Source organism: Sphingomonas beigongshangi (genome assembly GCF_016820445.1).
In the GTDB taxonomy this organism is placed as follows: domain Bacteria; phylum Pseudomonadota; class Alphaproteobacteria; order Sphingomonadales; family Sphingomonadaceae; genus Sphingomonas; species Sphingomonas beigongshangi.
On record NZ_JADHDT010000001.1, the window covers coordinates 542,483 to 564,061 of the forward strand.

Consider the following 21,579-nt stretch of genomic DNA (forward strand, 5'->3'; position numbering starts at 1 on the left):
CGGCCCTCCATGGCGGAGGACCGGGCGCGCGCAATGGGATCGGACGGAAGAAGATCAGAAGCGAACGGTCGCTTCCACGCCCCAGGTCCGCGGCGGATTGAAGTTGGCGTAATCTCCCAGAATGCCGCCGTAGCTGGTCGAGATCAGCTGGCCGTTGGCGCCATAATTGTACACGGGCGACGAATTGGCGGCCGAGCGACGGTAGATGTACGTCGTGTCCAGCAGGTTGCGTACCCAGAAGGCGAACGTGACCTTGTTGTGATCCGACACCGCGATGTCGGCCAGCGCGACGCGGCCGTTCATGATGAAGCTGGCATCGGTCTTCGTCGGCTCGAGCTGGAAGCTGTACTGGCTGCTCGCGTAATTGCCGTCGAGGTGGAACCGCACGGTCGCGTCGCCATTGCCGATCGGCACGTTATAGTCGATCGCGCCCGACGCGGCGTTGCGCGGCGTGTAGACGATGTACAGCTGCTGCGGCGGCGCGCCCGGGGTCAGCGGGTTCACGGCCGACGGAGCGCGCCAGTAGGTGTAGGCGTAGGAGCCGGTCAGCGTCAGCCCCTGCACCGGCGCGACGGTCAGGTCCGCCTCGACGCCGCGGATCTTGCTGTTGCCGGCGTTGATCGTCTGTTCGATGTGGCTGCCGTTGGTCGGGCTGGATCCGTTCGTGTCGAAATAGTCGAAGTCGAACTGCGTGTTGGTCCGGTCCATGATGTAGCCGGCCAGGTTCAGACGCGCCTTGTGGTTCCAGAAGTCCATCTTGGAGCCGATTTCATACGACTTCACTGCTTCGGGACCGAAGGCGTTGAACTGGAGCGAACGGTCGTTCGCGCCGCCGGCCCGGAAGCCGGTCGCATATTTGGCGTAGAGATGGATGTCGGGCGTCGCGTCGAACGCGACGTTGATCATCGGATCGAACCGGCTGATGCTGTTGCTGAAGGTGAACGGGACGAAGTTGGGCTGGAAAACGCCCGCGATATAGTTGTTGTTGATCACATAGAGCTGGCCGCGGCGCTTGTCCTTGGTCCAGCGACCGCCGAGCGTGACGTGCAGCACGTCGTTGAGCGCGGCCGGGGTGAAGGTCAGGTTGCCGAACAGCGAATAGTTGTGGTCATAGGCTTCGCTGGCGCGGGTGATGAACTGGCAGCTATTGGTGAACTGCAGCGCCAGCGGGTTGTTCGCCGCCGTGGACAGCAGGTTGTTACAGGCCGGATCGAACTGCTGATAGCCCGAGTTGCCGCCCGAGTTGATCGTGCCCGGGAAGATTGGGCTGCGGATGGTGTAGCTCGTGCCGTCCGCGTTCCACAGGTTGCTTAGCGGGGTCGCGGCATATTCGGTGGCGTGCTCGGTGAAATAATAGGCGCCGAGAACATAGTCGAGCTGCGGCACGCTGCCGACGGCCTGGAATTCCTGGCTGAACTGGTGCTGGCGCAGGTAGGACAGGCTGTAGCGGCTGAAGTTCGAGCTCGGCGCGAAGCTGCTCCGCTCCGGACCACCCGAATTGTCCCACTGGTCGGTGCTGACGCCGCGCCACGCGGTGATCGAGCGCAGCGCGATTTCAGGCGCAAGCGTGTACTTCAGGTTCGAGGTGAAGCCGTGCGTGATGTCGACGCTGGGCTGCTGCGGCACGCCGACGTCGGCAACCTTCTGACGATCGGGGTGGATGCCGACCAGCGGCGCCTTGGGCGCAATACAGATCGGCTTCGTGCTGCCGGCAGCGATGGTGCCGCCGCACGCGGTGGTCGTACCCGGCAGGACCAGCGTCGTGCCGTTGAACGCGCCCACGGTGTAGCCATTGGGGTTGTAATTGACCAACTGGCTGAACTGCGGCGTATTGTCGTCCTTCGCATAATCATAGGCGAAGTCTGCGGTCAGACCGTCGACGGGCTTCCAGCGTGCGGCGACGCGGCCGCCCTTGCGATCGTAATAGTTCCAGCCGGTCGATCCGGTGAGCGGATCCTTCACGGTCGGATCCTGATGCTGATACACGCCGTCCAGCTTCAGCGCGACGCCGTAGAAGGCGGGCAGGTCGACGTGCACGTCCGCGTTGCGGCTGCCGTAGTTGCCGACGCCCGCGGTCATGCGGCCACCGAATTCGCCGGACGGGGCGCGCGACACGAGCGACAGCGCGCCGCCTTCGGTGTTGCGACCGAACAGCGTGCCCTGCGGGCCCTTGAGGACCTCGATCCGCTCGATGTCGAACAGCGCGGCGTTGAGGCCCTGGGTCTTACCCAGTGCCACGCCGTCGAGATACACGCCGACGCCACCGTCGCGCGCGGTCTGGTTCTGGTCGTAGGGAACGATGCCGCGGATGCCGATCGTCAGCGCCGACTGGCGCGCCTCGAACGTCGCGACGCGCAGCGAAGGGATCGTGCCGTCGGCAAGATTGAACAGGCTGAGGACGTGACGGTCCTGCAGACCCTGCGTGTTGAGCACGCTGATCGAGATCGGGGTCTTCTGCAGGTTGGTCTCGCGGCGGGTCGCGGTGACGACGATATCGCCCAGCTGCGATCCGCCGGTGTCCTGCGCGTCCGTCGCCGTGGCCGTCGATGCGGTCGTATCCTGGGCGGCAGCGGCAGGCGCCGCCGCCGGCTTCGTCTCCGCCTGCGCCACGCCGGACATGGCGAGCAGCGCGGCACCCGCGAGCAGGCGCGATTGGATAGTGTTCACGTCAAAGTCCCCTTAGCAGGCCAATTCGGCTGTCCCGACGCGCCTTATGACTGAGTCGGGTCGGTCCAATGACAGATCGATGACGACGCATTCTTTCGAATTTCACGTTCATTTCATGAAACATGCCGCTCCTACGGCAAGGCCGGCTTTCGGCGCGGGCGGGGTCGCGCTCGGTCCGCCCCGGAACGATTTTAAAGGCTGGTGGTGCACCCAGGTCACAGTGGTGGAGATATGCGCAGCCGCCGTTGCCCTGGGCCCCGACGCCGATAAGGTGGCCATGGTGTTTCCCGAAACCCCCGCCTCTCCCGGTCCCCGCCTCTCTCCCGAATTGCGCGCGCGCCGCATGTTCCGCCTGTCGCTGGGCAACTATTTCATGGGCGGCTTCATCATATCACTGATCAGCCTGCTGGTACCGCGGCTGAAGCTGCTGATGGGGCTCGACTATTTTCAGGCTTCGCTGGTCCAGCTGGCGTTCCATTCCAGCTACCTCCTGTTTGCGCTGCCGATTACCGCCTGGATCGTCGCGATAGGTTACATGCGCGGCCTGTCGCTGGGGCTCTCGGTCATGGCATGCGGCTGTGCGGGGCTGGCGGGCGCCGCGGCCGCGGGCAGCTATCCGCTCGTGCTCGTCGCGCTGCTGACGCTGTCCGCGGGCGTGACGTTCCTGCAACTGGCGGGGGGCATCGTCTTCGTCGTCGTCGAGGACGGGCCGCGCGCCATGTCGCGTCTGACGCTGGTGCAGGGATTCAACTCGCTCGGGACGGTATTGGCGCCCCTGCTCGGCGCGTCCTTCCTGCTCGGCGACGCAACGGCGGCGCCGTCGGGCTGGCTGGCCCTGGCACTGCCTTTTCTCGCATCCGCGGCAGGGCTGGCGATACTGGCGATCGCCTTCTTTCGCGCGCGGACGCTGCTCGACGGCGTCACGCCGCCCCGCCGCGTACCTGTGACGCGGATGCTGTCGCTGTTGCGCGCGCCACGCCTGCTCGCGGGCAGCATGGCGATGTTCGCCTATGTCGGCGCGGAGGTGACGATCGGATCGCTGCTTGCCAATTATCTGGTCCGCAGCGACGTGCTGGGCGTGCCGCTGGTCACGGCCGGGCGACTGGTCAGCCTCTACTGGGCGGGTGCGATGATCGGCCGTTTCGTCGGCGCCGCCGCCTTCGCGCGGATCGCGCCGCCACGCGCGCTGGCCGGCACCGCGTGCGGCGCGGTGATACTGGTCGCGGTCGCAATGGGCGCGCAAGGCGTGACCGGAGCCGCGGCCCTGCTGGCGGTCGGCCTGTGCAACGCGATCATGTACCCGACGATCTTTGCGCTCTCCCTGCCCGACGAGGCGACGGCGGCGCCCTATGCGTCGATGGCCCTATGCATGGCGGTGGTGGGCGGCGCGGTGGTGCCCGTGCTGACGGGCCGGATAGCGGATGCGATCGGCCTCCGCCTCGCCTTCTCGCTGTCGCTGTTCTGCTACGTGGTGATCGCCGCCTTCGCCGTGGGGTGCCTCCGGCTCTGGCCGCGTCGTGACTGAACAGCGCGTCGCAAGTGTGCGATCCAGCAAGACTGGATCGGCTCGGTAGCAGCCCTCACCCCCACCCGGCCGCCCATTCAGCGTATCCTGGATGGGCGGCCGGGTGGAGGTCGGGGCCGCTTCCACGCACGTGGATCGAAATCCAGACTCCGCGACGGCCTTGCCCCGCCGTCGGCGCACCCCTAGCTGCCTAGCACAGGCTAGGCAGGAACGATGAGCGACACCGCGGACCGATTGATCGAAAGCGCCGCCGGCCAGATCATGCGGGTCGGTTACAACGGCTTCAGCTATGCCGATCTTGCCGCGGAGATCGGGATCCGCAAGGCGAGCATTCATCATCACTTTCCCGCCAAGGCCGACCTGGTGGTCGCCGTGGTCGAGGCGGCCCGCGCGGCGATCCGTGCGCAGACCAATGCGCCGGACCAGGCCCCCGGAGACGCGGTCGACCGGCTGTCGGCATATGTCGGCCGCTGGGCGACCTGCATCGCCGATCGGTCGGCGCCCTTCTGCCTCGCGGCGGTGCTCGCCGCGGAACTGCCCAGCCTGCCCGACGCGGTCGCAGGCGCCGTGCGCGGACATTTCCACGATCTGACCGCGTGGCTGGCCGAGGTGCTCGCCCAGGGTGAGCGGCAGGGGACGATGAGGCTCGACGCGCCGCCGGAAGCGGAGGCGGAGGCGCTGCTGTCGACGATCTATGGCGCCATGCTGGTGGCGCGTGCCTTCGACGATCCCACGCGCTTCCCCGCGATCGCGCAATCGGCCGTCGAACGCCTGCTCGACTGACGATCGTGAAAAGTGTCGATGTCGGACGAAGTACCTTGACAGATGCGATGCCTACCTACTAGTAGGTTTGCATTCATTATTTTGGTGAAGGAGGTTTCGATGTCCAGTCTCGTCCTCGATCAGCAATCGGCGGAAGCGCGCGTGCAATCGCCCTGGCTGATGCGCTATTACTTTGCCCGGTTCGGCTTCTCCGCCGCATGGATCGGGGCCGCCTGCGCCGTGACCGCTGCGGGCGCGTCCGGCGCGGCCGCGGCGCTGCTGGTCGGCTATCCGCTATGGGATGCCGCAGCGAATGTCGTCGATGCGCGCCGCCACGGCGGGCTGGCGCAAAATCCGTCGCAGCGGTTCAACACCCTGGTCAGCGCCGCCGCGGCGGTCGGCCTTGCGATCGCCCTGCGTGGGGGGTTCAACCAGGCGCTGATCGTGTTCGGGGTCTGGGCCGCGCTTTCGGGCCTCTTCCAGCTGGTGGCGGCGCTTCGTCGCTGGTCGACGATCGGCGGTCAGTGGCCGATGATCCTGAGCGGCGCCCAATCGATGATCGCAGGGGTCATCTCGATCAAGGCGGCGGGCGGTCCCGACCCGGTGACGCTGCTGACGCTGGTGCCCTATGTCGGCTTCGGCGCCTTTTACTTCCTGCTGTCCGGCTTGTGGCTTGCCGTTCCGGCGCTGCGGCGGTCCCGGTCGGAGGCGGTGTGATCCCGCCTTCCGGCCCGGCGTTCGGATCATGCACCGTCAACGGGTGGCGGGCAGGCGCACCACGAAGACCGTCGCGTCGCTCTCGGCGAGGGCAATGGTCGCGCCATGCGCGTCGAGCAGCGAGCGGGCGATGGTGAGCCCAAGGCCCGTCCCCCCGGCAGCGCGACGCGTCGTGAAAAACGGTTCGAACAAGCGGACGCGATCCGCCGGCGCGATGCCGGGGCCATCGTCTGCCACCAGCACTTGGACGTATCCGCCGTCGTCGCTCGCGACCAATGTCGCCCGCCGCGCCCCGGCAAGGCGGCTGTTCTCCAGCAGCGTGGAGAAAACGGTCTCCAGCGCCGCCGACGGAACCGCGACGCGCGGCAGGCTGGCGGGCACGTGCGCACGCGTCTCGAGCCTCGGTTGCGCATCGGCGACCCGCGCGACAACCGGCTCCAGCGCCGTGCTGGCCGACGGGGCAGCCTGCGCCATATCGGCGCGCGCGAGATCGAGCAGCCGGGTGACGAGCTGCGCCAGCCGCCCCGCATCCGCGTCGATATTGCCGAGGAAGCGACCGCGGTCCGACTCGGTCATGGTCGCGCGATGGTCGTGCAGCAGTTCGATCGCGCCCCGGATGCCCGCCAGCGGCGTCTTGAATTCGTGGCTCATCGCATAGGCCATGTCGCGCAGGTAGCGCGATCGGCGGTCGATCGCCGCGGCCATCGTCGCGAAATCGGCATAGAGGCCCTGGATCTCGATCGCAGCCGTGGGTGGCACGTCGGGTATCGCGCCCCTGCCGCTGGCGACCGCACGCGTCGCCGCGCCGAGCCGCTCGATCGGTCGCGTGATGCCGCGCGAGATGATGCCGCTGAGCACGACGAGCAGGCCCAGGATGACGAGGATGCCCAGGACGATCTTGCCGCGATCGTCGTAGATCCCCTTGAACAGCGCGCGTGCCGACCGCGACAGCAACAGGACGCCGACCACGCGGCCGTTGACGATCACCGGCCGCGCATGATGCACACGGATCGCCGCGGCCCGCGACAGCCACTCGAACCGATAGACGGCGCGATAGGCGCCATTGCGGCGCAAGATGGTGCGCGGCGTTCCCGCGAGGGCGGCGGCGACCTCGGGCAGCGCCGCGTAGCTGCCGGCAGGCCCCCGCCCCGCGACGAGACGGCCGTCTCGATCGAGCAGGATGATATTGGCCATCGTCGTCGATCCGGTCTTGTCGATCACGGGCGCGATGCGTGCTGCCGCCGCGCGCGCATCGGCGGACGGTGGCGGCGCCACGGCGGGTGCCGGACGCTCCGGCAGGATCGCGGCGGTGCTCAGATCGACCTCCGCCGGTTCGGCCGGACGGGGGGTCTGCGGCGTCGTGCGCGGAACGGCGGGCCGCGCCCCTCCCGCCCCGGCGCCACCGGCGGCGGCCGGCCAGTCGACCGCAGCAGCGGCCGCGAGCGCGGCGCCCTGTGCGACGAGCTCCGCCTCGGTCTGCCGCACCAGACTGTTCTCGTAGACGCGCAGGAAGATGGCGCCGAACCCCGGCAGCGCGGCGACGAAGAACAGCGTCGCGAACAGGATCGTGCGCAGGCGGAGCCGGGGCCAGCGCTGCTTCAGCCAGTCCTTCGCGGCCGCGATCATCCGCCGGCGCCACCCGAACAGGCGCCGAGGCGATAGCCGATCCCCGGTCGGGTCTCGATCACGTCCCCACCGCCAACCCGGGCGAACTTCGCGCGCAGATTGCGGATATGGCTGTCGATCGTGCGATCGGTGATCGCGAAGCCCGGGCCATGCAGCCGATCGATGATCGCATCGCGTCCGAACACCTTCGCCGGCATCGCCGCGAGCGTGCGCAGGATCGAGAATTCACTGACGGTGAGCGGCACCTCGCGCCCCTCCCATTCCGCGCGCCAGCCCTCGAGGTCGAGCGAGAGGTGCCCCTGGCGGATCGCGCTGGCCGCAGCGCCGGTGTCCGGCGCGCGCGCCTCGGAGCGGCGCAGGATCGCCATCACCCGTGCCACGACTTCGCGCGGGGAAAACGGCTTGACGACATAATCGTCCGCGCCGAGCTCGATGCCGAGGATACGGTCGATCTCGTCGTCGCGGCTCGACAGGAACAGCACCGGCACCTCCCCTTGCGGCGCCGGCGCGGCGCGCAGCCGACGACACACCTCCAGCCCGTCGAGGCGCGGCATGTTGATGTCGAGCACGATGAGGTCGGGCGCGCGGGCCATCACCGAAGCGAGCGCCGCCTCGCCATCCGCCGCCTCGACGGCGTCCAACCCCGCCTTGCCGAGGGCGAAGACGAGCAATTGGCGGATGTGCGGGTCGTCGTCGACGACCAGGATGGTGCGTGGCATGGCATTAGGGATCATCGCTGGCTCGCTCTGCGTCAACGCATCTCCGCATTCTTGGCCTGGCGGGCGTACCAGCGCCGGTCCGCAGCGGTTGCGGCACCGATGGCGGCCGATCGGTACGCGCCAAGTATCGTCCAGGATCGCCAGTCGCGCTGATCGCTCTCAAGCCGGATCTGCGCGGCGATGCGCAGGGCGCGAGCGCGGCCGCGCAACACCGGTCCGCCGGCGCGACGTTCGAGCGCCGCCAGCGACAACAGGGCGGACGGGCCGAGCCGGCGCAGATAGGCGAGGTCGATCTGGTCGGCGGTCCGCGCGTGGCGCACGTTCCAGGTCGCGGCGATCGCGCCCGAGTCGACTGTGCTGGCCAGCGCCAGCACTGCGAGCGCCGCCATCGCATTGGCGTTGACCAGCCAACGCGCGGACCGGCCCGCGATCCAGCGCCAGGCAATCAGGACGATACCGACCGCGACCAGCACCATCCACGCAAAGGCCGCGATCCGCCAGCCGGTGAGCATATAGGCCGCGACATAATCGGCGAGCCGCAAGAGGCTCGACGCGACGAGCAGCAGGGTTTGCGCGAGCCAGACGAGGACGAGCGGGCGCAGGATCGGCGCACCGCCGGGCCGCAGGAAGAGGAGCACGAAGGCAGCGGCGAGGAGCGCGACGACGATCAGCGTATAGGCGCCCTGATGCGCATAATCGGCCAGCGTCACGCCCGCAGGCAGCGGTGCCCCGCTCCAGAGGAAGGCGAGATCGAGGCCGTTCTGCAGCGCGAAGACGAGGTTGAACACGGCGAGCGACGACGCCAGAGTCGCGGACGACAGGGCGATGCGCGGCGCCCGCCATTGCGGAAACGGCGCCCGGCGCAGGCTGCGCGGTCGCAGCGACGCCCAGGCGACGATCAGCGCGACCGATATCATCACGCCATGGCCGACGAGGCGGTCGACGTCCGGCGGCTGGATCCGGTCGAGCATGGTGCCGATGACGGGGTTGGCGACGCCGAACAGCAACAGGAAGAGCGTCCCGCCGACGATCGGCAGGATCATCACCGACCAGCTAAGCCGCCACCCGCCCCTGCCCATCGCCGACCGAAAGTCGCGAAGCGGGGCTGGCACGGCGGCCAGCGCCTGCACGACCAGGCGGCACCCCCAGCGCGCGGCGTCGTCGAACCGGTGGCGCGGCAGCAGCACCGCGCTGCCCAGGGCCGCCCAATAGAGACACCAGGCCAGGAAGCCCGGATCGATCGCCATGACCAGCGCAAAAAGCGCCGCTATGCCGATTAGCATTATTGATAAACCGCGCCGCGTCGGCGGCATCAGGATCGCGACGACCGCGCACCACAGGATCAGGAGCAGGCCGAACGCCGATCCCGGAGCCGTGTCGAACAGCAGCAGATCGGCGGCGAGCGCGACGACCAGCACGGCGAGCGCCTTCGCCCAAAGGGGTTTCGGCGGGGATGGATAGGGCATGCGCACTCCTGACGACGGAATGCCCATGTCATCGCAGCCGGCCGCGCAGAACGAGCGGCAGTCACCATGGGGATCGCGCGCGCGATGCGTGCAGATCCCGTGCAGGCTTCTACTGGCGCGCCGCCTCCACCCGCGTCATCGCCGCCGCCGCGAACAGCAGGGCGCCAGCGGCGAACACCAGGGTCCAGATCGGCTGCGTCGGGAAGAAATGCTTGGTGATCGAGCCCATCACCGTCGCCACCAGCAACTGCGGCACGACGACGAAGACGTTGAACAGGCCCATATAGATGCCGAGCTTGCGCTGCGGCAGGCTGGACGCGAGGATCGCATAGGGCATGGCGAGGATCGACGCCCAGGCGATGCCGACGCCGATCTCGCTCGCCAGCAGCCAGCGCGGGTCGCGGATGAAGAAGAAGCTCGCGAAGCCGGCCGCACCGCACAGCAGGCCGACGATATGCGTCCGCGCCTGGCCGATTCGCCGCGACAGCAGCGGCAACAGCGTCAGCGCCGCCACGGCGGAGATGCCGTTATAGGCGGCGAACAGCACGTCGACCCAGTTGGCGCCTTCCTGATACAGCGGGCTGGCAGCGTCGGGCGCGCCGTAGAAGCGACCCGCGACGATCGGCGTGGTGTTGATCCACATGATGAACAGCGCCGACCAGCTGAAGAATTGCGCCACCGCCAGCCGCTTCATCAGCACGGGCATGCCGGCGAAGTCGCCGACGATATGGCCGAGCAGCCCCGGCGTCTGCCCGCGCTTCGCGCGCGCGACCGCCGCGATGCTGGCGAGGCCATAGGCGGCGAGCAGGCCGCCGAGCAGATACATCTCCTTTTCGAGCCGCAACGCGGCGACAGCCGCAACGACGACCGCACCCGCGGCGATCCAGGCGACGCTGGCGCCATAGCTGCGCGCGGCGAGCGCACGCAGCACGTGCGCGCCCTCCTCCGGATCGGCGCTGCCGTGAAACCGCGCCATCTCGTCCGGCGAATATTCGCGCGTCGTCAGCACGGTCCACACGACCGCGAGCACCAGGGCCGCACCGCCGAACCAGAAGGCGAGCCGCACCGTATCGGGAATGCCACCCGCCGCTGCCTGGTTACTGCTGCCGAGATGTTCGAGCAGCCAGGGGAAGATGGATCCGAACACCGCGCCCGCGCCGATGAAGGCGGTCTGCACCGCATAGCCGGCGGCATGCTGGTCCCTGTCGAGCATGTCGCCGACGAAGGCGCGAAACGGCTCCATCGAGATGTTGAGCGAGGCGTCGAGCAGCCACAGCATCATCGCCGCGACGAGCAGCGACGGGCTTTCCGGCATCACGAACAGCGCCAGCCCCGCGAGCAGCGCGCCGGCCAGGAAATACGGCCGCCGCCGCCCAAGCCGCCCCAGCCACGTGCGGTCGCTCAGATGACCGATCACCGGCTGGACGAGCAGGCCGGTGAGTGGCGCGGCGATCCACAGCGCCGGCAGATCGTCGAGGCTGGTGCCGAGCGACTGGAAGATACGGCTCATGTTCGCGTTCTGGAGCGCGAAGCCGACCTGGATACCGAAGAAGCCGAAGGAGATGTTCCAAAGGCCCACCCAGCTCTGGCGCGGGCGGCGGGCGGGCATTTCGGTCATGCGAGGTCCTCGATCGCCGCGGCATGCGGCGGGAAATTGAGCAGGCAACCGTCGAGCAGTCGGTCGATGCCGGCGAGGTCGACGACCGGCGGCACCGGGCGAAGCCGGTCGGGAAAGGTGCCGTAGCCGGCCAGCAGGACTTCCCACGACATCGGGGCGTAATAGCCACCCAGATCGCGCGCCTCGATCACCGCCGCGATGTCGCGACCGGTGAACCAGGCGGTCATGATCGCCTTGAGATCGTCGGAAAGGTGCTCGATCGCCGCGGCGTCGCGCCAGTACGGCGTATCGACACGGCGGTTCAGGCGATAATGCGCGACGATATAGTCGCGGATACCCTCGTATCGCCGTGCGATGCGCGCGTTGAACGCTTCGCGATGACGCGGCGTGAAGCCGCCTTCGCCAAGCGCATGGACGAAGCCCTCGACCGTCGACTGCACGATGTGGAGCGCGGTCGCCTCCAGCGGCTCGATGAACCCCTGCGCAAGGCCGATCGCCAGGCAGTTGGCGGCCCAGCTTCGCTCGACGCGACCGACCTTCATCGTCAGGTGGCGTGCGGGAACCGGGCTGTCGAGCAGGCCGAGATGACGGCGCAGTTCCGTCTCGGCGTCGTCCGGCGAAACATAGGACGACGCAAAGACATAGCCGTTGCCGGTGCGCGCGGTCAGCGGGATCGCCCAGGCCCAGCCCGCCGACAGCGCGGTGGCGGTGGTATGCGCGTCGAGCGCGGCGCCGCGCGGGATAGGCATCACCACGGCACGGTCGTTGAACAGATTCTGCGCGAACGGTCGGAACGGCACGCCGAGCACCTGTTGCAGCAACAGGCCGCGGAATCCGCTGGCATCGACGAAGATGTCGGCGGCGAGCGGTTCATGGTCGGCGATCGTCAGGCTGGCGATGTCGCCGTTTGCCGCGACGACGACGTCGGCGACATGCGCGCTGAGGTGGCGGACGCCGCGGCGCAGCGCCTCGGCGCGCAGCACTCCGCCCACCTTGTGCGCGTCGAAGTGATAGCCGTAGCCGACCGGGAACGGAAAGTTCGACGACGCCACCGGCGCGCGGCGAGCGTTGGCAAGGCGGCTGTTGAGGAAGAACCGGTCCGGGTGCGCGGGGACGTCCGCGCCCGTGCGGCGGGCGAGCGCGCTCGCATGGAAGGCAGGCTGCGTATGCAGATCGACCGCGCCCGCGAAGGGGTGGAAATAGCGCGTCCCCAAACCGCCCCAGCCCTCGAACGCGATGCCGGTCTTGTAGGTGGCGTCGGCGGCCGGCATCCAGTCGGCCTCGGCGATGCCGAGCGTGTCGAACAGCGCTTTCAGCTGCGGCGTCGACCCCTCGCCGACGCCGACAATGCCGACGTCGGGGGATTCAACCAGCGTGATCGCCGCCTCGGGCCACGCCTTCGCCATCAGGCAGGCGGCCATCCAACCGGCGGTACCGCCACCGACGATCGCGATGCTCGGTCCGGTCATCGCCACACCTTCTCCCCTCCCGCTTGCGGGAGGGGCCGGGGGTGGGCCGGTGCTGGACATACGGTCACCCGCCGGGAAGGCGTCAGCCGTACGGCCCGGACGCGCCCACCCCTAACCCCTCCCGCAAGCGGGAGGGGAACGCGGTCGTGGCGGCTCGGCGCCGCTCTGCCGTCGACGCCGCCGCATCCGACGATCGCGACGCTCGGTCCCGTCATCGCCACATCCTCTCCCCTCCCGCTTGCGGGAGGGGCCGGGGGTGGGCGCGTCCTGGACATACGGTCACCCGCCGGGAAGGCGTCGGCCGTACGGCACGGACGCGCCCACCTCTAACCCCTCCCGCGTGCGGGAGGGGAATGCGGGCGTGGCGGCTCGGCGCCGCTGCATTGCCGCCGCATTTGATATCCGCGATGCCGGGGCCGGTCATCGCCACACCCTCCCCCCTCCCGCTTGCGGGAGGGGCCGGGGGTGGGCGCGTCCTGGACATACGGTCACCCGCCGTGAAGGCGTCGGCCGTCCGCACCCTTCCCTGGATTCTCCCGCACGCGGGAGGGGCATGCGGTGATGGCGCCTCACCGCTTCCCCTTGCCCGCGGCGACGAAGCGGATCGCCTGACCGCCGCCGGGGGCGAGCGCGAGCGTCAGCGTGTCGCCCTTCTTGACGGGCCGTTTCTCGATCGCGATCGCATGACGCGCCTCGGTGCGATAATCCGCGCCGTCACCATCGCGATAGATTTCGGCGGTATAGCGCCGCCCGGCGTCGAGGAAATCGAGCGGCACCGTCAGCGACCGGCCTGCCTCGTTGGTGATCGACCCCAGATACCAGTCGTCGCTCGCTTTGTCCTTGCGCACGACGGTAACGTAATCGCCGACCTCGCCGTTCAGCACGCGCGTCTCCGACCAGTCGACCGGCACGTCGCGGATGAACTGGAACGCGTCCATGTGCTTCGCATAATTTTCCGGCGTGTCGGCCGCCATCTGCACCGGCGAATAGATGACGACGTAGAGCGCGAGCTGCTTCGCCTCGGTCGACATCAGCGCGCTGCCGCCCTGGCCGGTCAGGCTGAGCACGCCCGGCGTGAAGTCCATCGGTCCGCCCAGCCATTGGGTGAAGAACATGTTCGCTTCGTGGTTGGGCGGATTCTTGCCGGGCCAGCTGTTGTATTCCATGCCCCGTCCGCCCTCGCGGCTCATCCAGTTCGGATAGGTGCGGCGCAGGCCGGTGTCCTTGACCGGCTCGTGGCTGTCGATGCCGACCTTGTACTTGGCGGCCGTCTGCACGACGCGCAGATAGTGGTTCACCATCCACTGGCCCTCGTGCCACTCGCGCTTGCGGGTGCCGTCGGCGTCGACGCGCTCGATCTGGCCGGCATCGGTGACATAGCCGGTCTTGACCACCGGGATGCCGTGGTCGCGCGCATAGGAGAAGGCGCGGTCGAGCTGCGCGTCATAATGGCTCGCGGAGCCGCCGGTCTCATTGTGCCCGACCAGATGCACGCCCTTCGCCTTGGCGTAGCGATAGAGTTCGGCGGCATCGAAGTCGGGCGTCGGCTTGTCGAACTGCATGTCGTTGCCGTTGCCGAACCAGTCGCCGTCCCAGCCGACGTTCCACCCCTCGACCAGCACGCCCGGAATCTTGTTCGCGGCGGCGAAGTCGATGTACGTCTTGACGTTGGCGGTGGTGGCGCCGTGCTGCGGGCCGGTCGCCCAGGTCCATTCGCCCTTGATCATTTTCCACCACACGCCGACGAACTTGGCGGGCTTGATCCAGCTGACGTCGCCGAGCGTGTTGGGCTCGTTTAGGTTCAGCTCGAGGTGGCTCATGTACAGGCCCGGCGCGTCGTCCGCGAGTATGACGGTCCGCCACGGCGAGGCGAAGGGCGCCATCCGCGTCACCTTCGGCGCGCCGGCGCCGGGGGTCAGCGAGGCCTTGAACGTGTTGCCCTCCGACCGGGCGAGGTTCATGGCGGCATAGTCGACCAGCGCCGCCTCGTGCACGGCGGCATGCGTGCCGTCGGCAAGCTTGACCGTCATCACCGTCTGCGCGGTGCCGACCGCGTCGAGCGGGGTCTTGTTGTAGAGATATTCCTCGCGGTTCCACTGATAGGCGGGCTTCCACCATGCCGTGCCGCCTTCCGCGAAGGCGAATTCCGTCAGTTCGTCGGCGATGTTCGCCTGATGCAGGTTCGGCTGGTCGGGAAAGCTGTAGCGGAAGCCGATGCCGTCGTCGAAGATGCGGAAGGTGACATCCATCTCGCGCTTGAGGCCGGTCTTCTCGCGAAAGCGGAGCGCGAGTTCCTTGTGATTGTCGCGGATCGTCTTCCACTCGCCATAGGGCTGCGTCCAGCTGCTGTCGGACGCGCTGGTCGACTGGCCGATCAGCTCGACGTTGCGCTCGATCTTAGGCGCGTCGGTGAACATGATGCCGAGACGACCCGGGTTGAGCACCGGCTTGCCCTTGCGCGTCACGGCATAGGTCGGGCGACCGTCGTTGTCGAAGGCGATCGACACCACCAGCTGGCCATCCGGCGACGTGGCGGTGGCGACCGGCTTGAACGCCACCGTCGGGATTTGCGCGACCGCATTGGGATCGGTCTGCGCGAACCCCGCGGTTGCCGTCAGCGCCAGCGCCACGGCGGTCCCGATCTTCCAAGGATTCATCATGCCTCTCCAGTACGTTGCGCGATCAAAGCGCCATATCCATCGAAATGCCAGCCCTGCGTCGCTGTGTCGGCGACCGTGTGCCAGCGATCCGGCTCCGCCGGCATCCAGTGCCGGGGTTCGGGCGACAGGTTGAAGACGCACAGCATCGTCTCGCCGCCCCCGCGCCGCTCGAGCGCCAGCATCGCCTCCCCCGCCTCCACGACACGGATGTCGCCGGTCAGCAGCGCAGGGTGACGCTTGCGCAGGGCAAGCACGTCGCGCGTCCATTGTAGCAGCGCATGCGGGTCCTCCGCCTGCCGGTCCACCGCGAGCGCCGCATGGTCGGCGCCGACGGGCAGCCATGGCGTGGCGGACGAGAAGCCGAGATGGGGTGCCTCGGCGCGCCACGGCATCGGGGTCCGCGCACCGTCGCGCGACAGCGTGCGCGGCCAGTTGGCGATCGCCTCGGGATCGCGGAGCTGGTCGAACGGCACCTCGACCTGCGTCAGGCCGAGCTCCTCGCCGTAATAGAGGAAGATGTTGCCGCGCAGCGACGCCAGCAGCAGCATCTTCATTCGCGCAAAGGCGCGGGCGTGGGCCGGCTCTGTCCAACGGGAGATCGCGCGCGGCGCGTCGTGGTTCTCGAACGCCCAGCTCGGCCAGCCGACGCCCTCCGCTTCCGGCCATTTCGCGACCGCCTCCGCCACCGCCGCCGGCGTCAGCGCCGGCGCGTAGAGAAAATCGAAGCCATAGGCGCTGTGCAGCCGCCGCCCCTCGGCGGTGAAAAGCTTCATCTCGCGGTCGCTGTCCGCACCACCGACTTCGGCGACGGTGAAGCGCGCGTCGTAGCTGTCGAACAGCGCCCGGATCCGTTCCAGGAACCCGGGGATCGCGTCGTGGCTCTGGTTGTAGCGATGCAGCTGATAGTCGAACGGGCGGGTGCGCGGAATGCCGTCGTCGTCGGGCGCGGGCGGATTGTCGCGGAAGGCGGGATCAAACATCATGAAGTTGATCGCGTCGATCCGGAAACCATCGATGCCGCGCTCCAGCCAGAAGCGGGCGACATCGAGGAACGCCTGTTGCACCGCCGGGTGGTGCCCGTTGACCTGCGGCTGCTCCTTCAGGAAATTGTGCATGTAATATTGGCGCCGGCGCGCGTCCCAGGTCCATGCCGGGCCGCCGAACACCGACTGCCAGTTGTTGGGGGGCGAACCGTCCGGCTGGGGATCGTGCCAGACGTACCAGTCGGCATAGGGGTTGTCGCGGCTCTGGCGGCTTTGCTCGAACCAGGGGTGCCGGTCGCTGGTATGCGCCCAGACCTGGTCGATGATCACCTTCAGGCCGAGCGCGTGCGCCCGCGCGACGAGCGCGTCGAAATCCGCGAGCGTGCCGAAGATCGGGTCGACGTCGCAATAGTCGGAGACATCATAGCCGAAGTCGGCCATCGGCGACCGGAAGAAGGGCGACAGCCAGATCGCCTCGACGCCCAGGCCGGCGACGTGATCGAGATGCGCCGTGATGCCCGCAAGATCCCCGATTCCATCGCCATTCGAGTCGGCGAAGCTGCGCGGATAGATCTGGTAAATGGTCGCACCGCGCCACCACGGCCGTTGCTGACGAGGCTGCATACCGCTCATCGCGGCGCCTTCATCGCGCACACCGCATAGCCGAGCGGCGGCAACGTCACGGTAAGACTGCCGGGCGCCGCCACCCTGCCGCATCCGCCGCCGGCCAGCGTCTGCGCCGACATGGCGCCGGCTTCGACCTGGACCTGCCGGGTCAGCGGCGCGGTCGAGCTGTTGAAGGCGAGCAGCACCTCCGCCTTGGTCGCGGGATCGATGCGGGAGACGGCGATGAGACCCGGCGTGTCCTGGCGAGCGCGCAGGACGGTCGAACCCCGCATCAGCGCCGGCGTCGCCGTACGCAGCTTCGAGAGCGTGGCGATTTCGCGGAACAGCGGATTGTCACGGCCGAAATGTTCGGTCGCGGTCGTGGTGGTGGTGCCGAGCAGGCGATTGTCGTTGTAGGAGGCGACCTTGCTGGCGAACATGTCTTCGCGCGAATCCTGGTCGTTGCCATCGCCGACGAAGCCCTGCTCGTCGCCCGAATAGATCGTCGGCACGCCGCGCAGCGTCAGCAGCATGGCATGCGCCAGTTGGACGCGCTTCAACACCTCGGCATCGTCCGCCTTGGGCAGGGCCTGGCGGACATAGGTCGCGAGACGGCCGGCATCGTGGTTGCTGACGAAGGTCGGCAGCGTCTGCGCGGTCGCATAGCCGCCCTCGTACAGAGCATCGCCCAGCGTCAGCTTGTCCCAGGCACCGGTTTCCTGCTTGCCGGTGACGGTTTCGAGGATCGCCTGCCGGGTCGCGAAGTCGAGAATGCCGGGCAGCTTGTCGATGCGGGTATGTTCGGCGAGCAGTCCGACATCGAGCGTTTCGAACGCGACCTCGCCGAAGATGTGGAAATTGGGAATTCCCTTCGCCTTTGCGCGGGCCAGCATCGCGGGCACGAACTTCTGCCAGAATGCCGGCTCGACATGGCGCGCGGTGTCGATGCGGAAGCCGTCGATGCCGAACCGGTCGATCCAGCCGCCGTAGATGTCGATCATCCCGGCGACCACGCGCGGATTTTCGGTCATCACGTCGTCGAGGCCGCCAAAATCGCCCATCGTCGCGCTTTCGTCGAGGAACGTCGTGTTGCCGCGATTGTGGTAATAAAGCGGGTCGTTGAGCCACGCGGGGACCTTCACCGCCTTCTCCGCATCGGGAACGAAGGGCGTGTAGGCATAATTGGGGTTGGTCAGCTTCGCGAAATTCGCCGCACTGCCATCCTCGTCGCCGGTAAAGCCGGCGTTGATCGCAGGGCCGGTGACGCCGCCGCGCCGCTGATACGGATAGTCGGCGCGGCTGCGATACGGGCATTCGTTCTTACCGACGCATTCGCGATACTGGATCACGTCCGCGGTATGGTTGACGACTATGTCCATATAGACCTTCATGCCGCGCTCGTGGGCGGCGGCGACGAGGTCGGCGAAATCCTGGTTAGTGCCCAGATGGGGGTCGACCTGGGTGAAGTCGGTGATCCAGTAGCCGTGGTAGCCCGCGGACTGTTGCCCCGGCGCGCCCTGAACCGCCTTGTTCTTGAATATCGGCCCGACCCAGATCGCGGTGGCGCCGAGCGCCTGGATATAGTCGAGACGGCGGGTCAACCCCTTCAGATCGCCGCCGTGATACCATCCCTTCGCAGTCGGGTCGTAGCCGGTCACGCTGCGGTCGCCGGTCAAACCGCCGCGGTCGTTGGACGGATCGGCGTTGTCGAACCGGTCGGGAAGCAGGAAGTAGATCACTTCGTCCTGGGGCGGCCGCGCGCGGAAGTCGGAAGCGGCGGCCTGCGCTCCCGCGACGCCAGGAGGCGCAACCGCGGCTACAAGGGCGCAAAGCGCGGCGGCGATGGCGAAATGTCGTGGCGCGTTTCGGCGCATGGCAGGCCCCTCCCGGTCGTATCACAGGTTCGCGCGGAACGATGCCTGTGCCGCCCGCGTCGGGGCCGTTCTGGGTAAGCGGCACGCACAAGCCAAGCGCAAGGCATACGTATTCACGCGACCCTTTCGTCTTTTCTGCCACTGGTCTATTGCGCAGCAATGACGGCGAAGACGCGCAGCAGGGGAACCAGCGACAAGCCGACGTCGTTCGACATTGCCGCCCGCGCCGGTGTCTCCCAGCCGACGGTCAGCCGGGCGTTGCGTGGCGATCCCACGGTGAGCGCGGCGACCCGGATGCGGATCGAGGCGATCGCGCACCAATTGAATTACAAGGTCGACAAGAACGCCTCGTCGCTGCGGCGCGGCCAGACGATGACGCTGGCGCTGCTGTTCTTCGAGGACCCGCTGCCCGACGGTACGTACATCAATCCCTTCTTCCTTTCGATGTTGGGATCGATCCTGCGGACATGCGCCGCACGCGGCTACGACCTGCTGACGTCGTTCCAGCATCTCTCCGCCGATTGGCACATGGACTATGAGGACAGCCGCAAGGCGGACGGGATCATCCTGCTCGGCTACGGCGATTACGAGGTCTACAAGGCGCGCCTCGAGGCGCTGCGCGCGCAGGGAACGCATTTCGTGCGCTGGGGTGCGGTGGATCCCGACGGGCTGGCGACGACCATCGGGAGCGACAATATCGCCGGCGGACGCGCTGCCGGCGAACATCTGATCGCCCGGGGCCGCCGCCGCGTCGCCTTCATCGGGCAAGCGGACGACCATTATCCCGAATTTCGCGATCGCTATCACGGCATGGCGCAAGCGCTCCGCGCGGCCGGATTGGCGGTCGACCCGGGACTGCATGCGGATTCGCTGTCGGTGGAACAGGGCGGCTATGACGCCATGCAGCGGTTGCTGGTGCGCGGCATTCCGTTCGATGCCTTGTTCGCCGCGTCCGACCTCATCGCGCTCGGTGCGATGCGAGCGCTGGCGGAAGCCGGCCTGCGCGTGCCGGCCGACGTGTCGGTGGTCGGCTTCGACGACATTCCGGCTGCCGCGACGACGCAGCCGTCGCTGACCACCGTGGCGCAGGACTATCGTTTGGCCGGCGAGGTCCTCGTCGACACGCTGCTGCGCCGTATCGCCGATCAGCCGACACAGGCGAGCCTGCTGCTGCCCCGTCTCGTCGTGCGGGGATCGAGCTGACGGCTCTGGCCGTAATTCGATCCGCCACGTGGGAGCGGTGCCGGCCCTCAGCCCCCTCGATCAAGCCTTGCCGGATCGCAATCTAGCGCCGCATCGCGCAGTGGCGCGCGATGAAGGACTCGTGCGTCGCAAGGGCGCCGGCCTCGCGACGGTAGAGCAGCGGCAGCGTCTCCATATATTCCGCAAGATCGGCGTCGGGGATCGTATCGGCGAACGGATGGTGCGACCGCGCCGTCACGCCCTGCCCTGCCAGCACCTGCAGCCAGCCGTCCTCGGTGAACAGTTCCTCGTGCTCGCGCGTGATGACGCCCGTCTCGCGCCACAGATCGATCTTCGCCTGCAGGCTGTCCGGCAGCGCCATCGTCCGGCAGGCCTGCCAGAAGGGTTCTTCGCGACCGTTCGCCCAATAATGCAGGATCAGGAAATCGCGGATACGCTCCATCTCGAAATCGGTCTGTCGGTTGTATTCGCTGCGCAGCGCGGCCGCGACGGGCATGGCCGGCAACAGCTTCACGAGCCGCGCGATCGCCGCCTGGATGAGGTGGATGCTGGTCGACTCAAGCGGTTCGAGAAAGCCGCTGGCAAGGCCGAGTGCAACGACATTGTGGCTCCACGCCTTGCGCCGACGTCCGGTAACGAAGCGCAGCGGCCGGGGGTCGCCGGTCGGCTCGCCGTCCAGGTTTCCGGCAAGCACCGCCATGGCCTCGTCGTCGCTGGTGAAGGCGCTGCAATAGACGTGTCCGTTACCGGTTCGATGCTGGAGGGGGATGCGCCACTGCCACCCCGCCGACTTTGCGATCGCCCGCGTATAGGGCATGGGCGCGCCCGTTCCCGTGCTCGGCTGTGCAACCGCACGGTCGCAGGGCAGCCAGCGCGACCAGTCTTCATAGCCGGCCTGCAAGGCACCTTCGATCAGCAGCGCGCGAAAGCCCGTGCAATCGAGGAACAGGTCCCCCGCCACGCGCTCGCCGCCGTCGAGCACCAGGGCGGTGACGTCGCCACTTTCTCCATCGCGCTCGACCGCGGCGATCCGCCCCTCGGTCCGTGACACGCCGCGGTTCTGCGCGAACCGCCGAAGATAGGCGGCGTAGAGGTTCGCGTCGAAGTGGAAGGCATAGGGAATCGCCGGGATCGTCCGCGCGGTGAGGGGCGCGCCGCGATGCATGCGGCCGGCACGCGCCGCGACTTCGTTCATGCAATAGTCGCCGAGCGGGCCCGCGACTCCCTCGGCCTGCGCGCGCAACCAGTAATGCTGGAACGGCACGGGTCCGACGTCTCGGCCAACATCGCCAAAGGCGTGCATGTAACTGTGCCTCGGCGCCGTCCAGCCGTCGAAGGCGATCCCGAGCTTGAAGGTGCCGCCCGTCGCTCGGAGGAACGCGTCCTCGTCCAGGCCCAGCGCCTGGTTGAAGAGGCGGATCTGCGGGATTGTCGCCTCACCGACGCCGACGGTGCCGATCGCCTCCGACTCCACCAGGTGGATGCGGATGTGCTCGCCCATCAGATGGCCGAGCGCGGCGGCCGCCATCCAGCCCGCGGTGCCGCCGCCTGCGATGACGATGGTCTTCAGGGTCATGAATGGCATCCTCTGCTGTGCCGATCTTCGGGCTGGACCGGTCCCGGCCCCCACCGTGCCATGTACCTACCGTCCGTACATCTTGCGGAACGGTGCCCGCAGAACAAG

At 68.0% G+C, this 21,579-nt stretch carries 14 protein-coding genes; 4 read left to right on the forward strand and 10 right to left on the reverse strand.

Features of this window, described 5'->3' with window-relative positions:
• Nucleotides 1-54 precede the first annotated feature (54 nt).
• A complete protein-coding gene (locus IQ292_RS02485; RefSeq protein ID WP_203308868.1) occupies nt 55-2,619 on the reverse strand; it encodes a TonB-dependent receptor in 2,565 nt (854 codons plus the stop codon).
• A 325-nt stretch (nt 2,620-2,944) separates the two neighbouring features.
• On the opposite strand from IQ292_RS02485, the gene IQ292_RS02490 reads away from it, so the two are divergent.
• From IQ292_RS02490 to IQ292_RS02500, 3 genes are all read left to right on the forward strand, one after another.
• Entirely contained in the window at nt 2,945-4,192 is a 1,248-nt protein-coding gene (locus tag IQ292_RS02490; RefSeq protein ID WP_203308713.1) for an MFS transporter, read from the forward strand.
• 213 nt (nt 4,193-4,405) lie between these two features.
• Nucleotides 4,406-4,975 carry a TetR/AcrR family transcriptional regulator gene (locus tag IQ292_RS02495; RefSeq protein ID WP_203308714.1) on the forward strand — a complete coding sequence of 190 codons (570 nt, stop codon included), beginning with the start codon at nt 4,406-4,408 and terminating at the stop codon, nt 4,973-4,975.
• A 99-nt stretch (nt 4,976-5,074) separates the two neighbouring features.
• The gene (locus tag IQ292_RS02500) at nt 5,075-5,671 is read left to right on the forward strand and encodes a DUF308 domain-containing protein (RefSeq protein ID WP_203308715.1); all 597 of its coding nucleotides are present in this window, start codon (nt 5,075-5,077) and stop codon (nt 5,669-5,671) included.
• Nucleotides 5,672-5,707: 36 nt separating this feature from the next.
• Here IQ292_RS02500 and IQ292_RS02505 read toward each other — a convergent pair whose 3' ends face one another.
• From IQ292_RS02505 to IQ292_RS02540, 8 genes are all read right to left on the reverse strand, one after another.
• Nucleotides 5,708-7,297 carry a sensor histidine kinase gene (locus IQ292_RS02505; RefSeq protein ID WP_203308716.1) on the reverse strand — a complete coding sequence of 530 codons (1,590 nt, stop codon included), beginning with the start codon at nt 7,295-7,297 and terminating at the stop codon, nt 5,708-5,710.
• Nucleotides 7,294-8,016 carry a response regulator transcription factor gene (locus IQ292_RS02510; protein WP_203308717.1) on the reverse strand — a complete coding sequence of 241 codons (723 nt, stop codon included), beginning with the start codon at nt 8,014-8,016 and terminating at the stop codon, nt 7,294-7,296. The genes IQ292_RS02505 and IQ292_RS02510 overlap by 4 nt, the downstream gene beginning before the upstream one ends.
• Nucleotides 8,017-8,048: 32 nt before the next feature.
• Nucleotides 8,049-9,482, reverse strand: a complete 1,434-nt coding sequence (locus IQ292_RS02515) for a DUF4153 domain-containing protein (RefSeq protein ID WP_203308718.1) — start codon at nt 9,480-9,482, stop codon at nt 8,049-8,051.
• A 109-nt stretch (nt 9,483-9,591) separates the two neighbouring features.
• A complete protein-coding gene (locus tag IQ292_RS02520; RefSeq protein WP_203308719.1) occupies nt 9,592-11,100 on the reverse strand; it encodes an MFS transporter in 1,509 nt (502 codons plus the stop codon).
• Nucleotides 11,097-12,569 carry a tryptophan halogenase family protein gene (locus tag IQ292_RS02525; protein WP_203308720.1) on the reverse strand — a complete coding sequence of 491 codons (1,473 nt, stop codon included), beginning with the start codon at nt 12,567-12,569 and terminating at the stop codon, nt 11,097-11,099. Before IQ292_RS02525 ends, IQ292_RS02520 begins: the two co-directional genes overlap by 4 nt.
• A 569-nt stretch (nt 12,570-13,138) precedes the next feature.
• Nucleotides 13,139-15,229: a glycoside hydrolase family 97 protein gene (locus IQ292_RS02530; protein ID WP_203308721.1), complete on the reverse strand. Its 2,091-nt coding sequence runs from the start codon at nt 15,227-15,229 to the stop codon at nt 13,139-13,141.
• Complete coding sequence (locus IQ292_RS02535; protein WP_203308869.1) at nt 15,226-16,836, reverse strand: alpha-glucosidase; 1,611 nt, start codon at nt 16,834-16,836, stop codon at nt 15,226-15,228. Before IQ292_RS02535 ends, IQ292_RS02530 begins: the two co-directional genes overlap by 4 nt.
• A gap of 5 nt (nt 16,837-16,841) precedes the next feature.
• Nucleotides 16,842-18,692 carry an alpha-amylase family glycosyl hydrolase gene (locus IQ292_RS02540; RefSeq protein WP_203308722.1) on the reverse strand — a complete coding sequence of 617 codons (1,851 nt, stop codon included), beginning with the start codon at nt 18,690-18,692 and terminating at the stop codon, nt 16,842-16,844.
• Between the two features lie 159 nt (nt 18,693-18,851).
• Here IQ292_RS02540 and IQ292_RS02545 point away from each other — a divergent pair, with 159 nt between their 5' ends.
• On the forward strand, nt 18,852-19,895 hold the full coding sequence (locus IQ292_RS02545; RefSeq protein WP_203308723.1) for a LacI family DNA-binding transcriptional regulator: 1,044 nt from the start codon (nt 18,852-18,854) through the stop codon (nt 19,893-19,895).
• A gap of 82 nt (nt 19,896-19,977) precedes the next feature.
• On the opposite strand, the gene IQ292_RS02550 is transcribed toward IQ292_RS02545, so the two are convergent.
• Nucleotides 19,978-21,471: a tryptophan halogenase family protein gene (locus IQ292_RS02550; protein WP_203308724.1), complete on the reverse strand. Its 1,494-nt coding sequence runs from the start codon at nt 21,469-21,471 to the stop codon at nt 19,978-19,980.
• Nucleotides 21,472-21,579 lie beyond the last annotated feature (108 nt).

What these genes read in the sequence shown, in the direction of transcription:
- IQ292_RS02550 (WP_203308724.1), bottom strand. Translation starts at nt 21,471, where the DNA reads ATGACCCTGAAGACCATCGTCATCGCAGGCGGCGGCACCGCGGGCTGG.
- IQ292_RS02540 (WP_203308722.1), bottom strand. Translation starts at nt 18,692, where the DNA reads ATGCGCCGAAACGCGCCACGACATTTCGCCATCGCCGCCGCGCTTTGC.
- IQ292_RS02535 (WP_203308869.1), bottom strand. Translation starts at nt 16,836, where the DNA reads ATGCAGCCTCGTCAGCAACGGCCGTGGTGGCGCGGTGCGACCATTTAC.
- IQ292_RS02495 (WP_203308714.1), top strand. Translation starts at nt 4,406, where the DNA reads ATGAGCGACACCGCGGACCGATTGATCGAAAGCGCCGCCGGCCAGATC.
- IQ292_RS02490 (WP_203308713.1), top strand. Translation starts at nt 2,945, where the DNA reads ATGGTGTTTCCCGAAACCCCCGCCTCTCCCGGTCCCCGCCTCTCTCCC.
- IQ292_RS02500 (WP_203308715.1), top strand. Translation starts at nt 5,075, where the DNA reads ATGTCCAGTCTCGTCCTCGATCAGCAATCGGCGGAAGCGCGCGTGCAA.
- IQ292_RS02525 (WP_203308720.1), bottom strand. Translation starts at nt 12,569, where the DNA reads ATGACCGGACCGAGCATCGCGATCGTCGGTGGCGGTACCGCCGGTTGG.
- IQ292_RS02485 (WP_203308868.1), bottom strand. Translation starts at nt 2,619, where the DNA reads ATGTCCGGCGTGGCGCAGGCGGAGACGAAGCCGGCGGCGGCGCCTGCC.
- IQ292_RS02515 (WP_203308718.1), bottom strand. Translation starts at nt 9,482, where the DNA reads ATGCCCTATCCATCCCCGCCGAAACCCCTTTGGGCGAAGGCGCTCGCC.
- IQ292_RS02530 (WP_203308721.1), bottom strand. Translation starts at nt 15,229, where the DNA reads ATGATGAATCCTTGGAAGATCGGGACCGCCGTGGCGCTGGCGCTGACG.
- IQ292_RS02545 (WP_203308723.1), top strand. Translation starts at nt 18,852, where the DNA reads ATGACGGCGAAGACGCGCAGCAGGGGAACCAGCGACAAGCCGACGTCG.
- IQ292_RS02520 (WP_203308719.1), bottom strand. Translation starts at nt 11,100, where the DNA reads ATGACCGAAATGCCCGCCCGCCGCCCGCGCCAGAGCTGGGTGGGCCTT.
- IQ292_RS02510 (WP_203308717.1), bottom strand. Translation starts at nt 8,016, where the DNA reads ATGCCACGCACCATCCTGGTCGTCGACGACGACCCGCACATCCGCCAA.
- IQ292_RS02505 (WP_203308716.1), bottom strand. Translation starts at nt 7,297, where the DNA reads ATGATCGCGGCCGCGAAGGACTGGCTGAAGCAGCGCTGGCCCCGGCTC.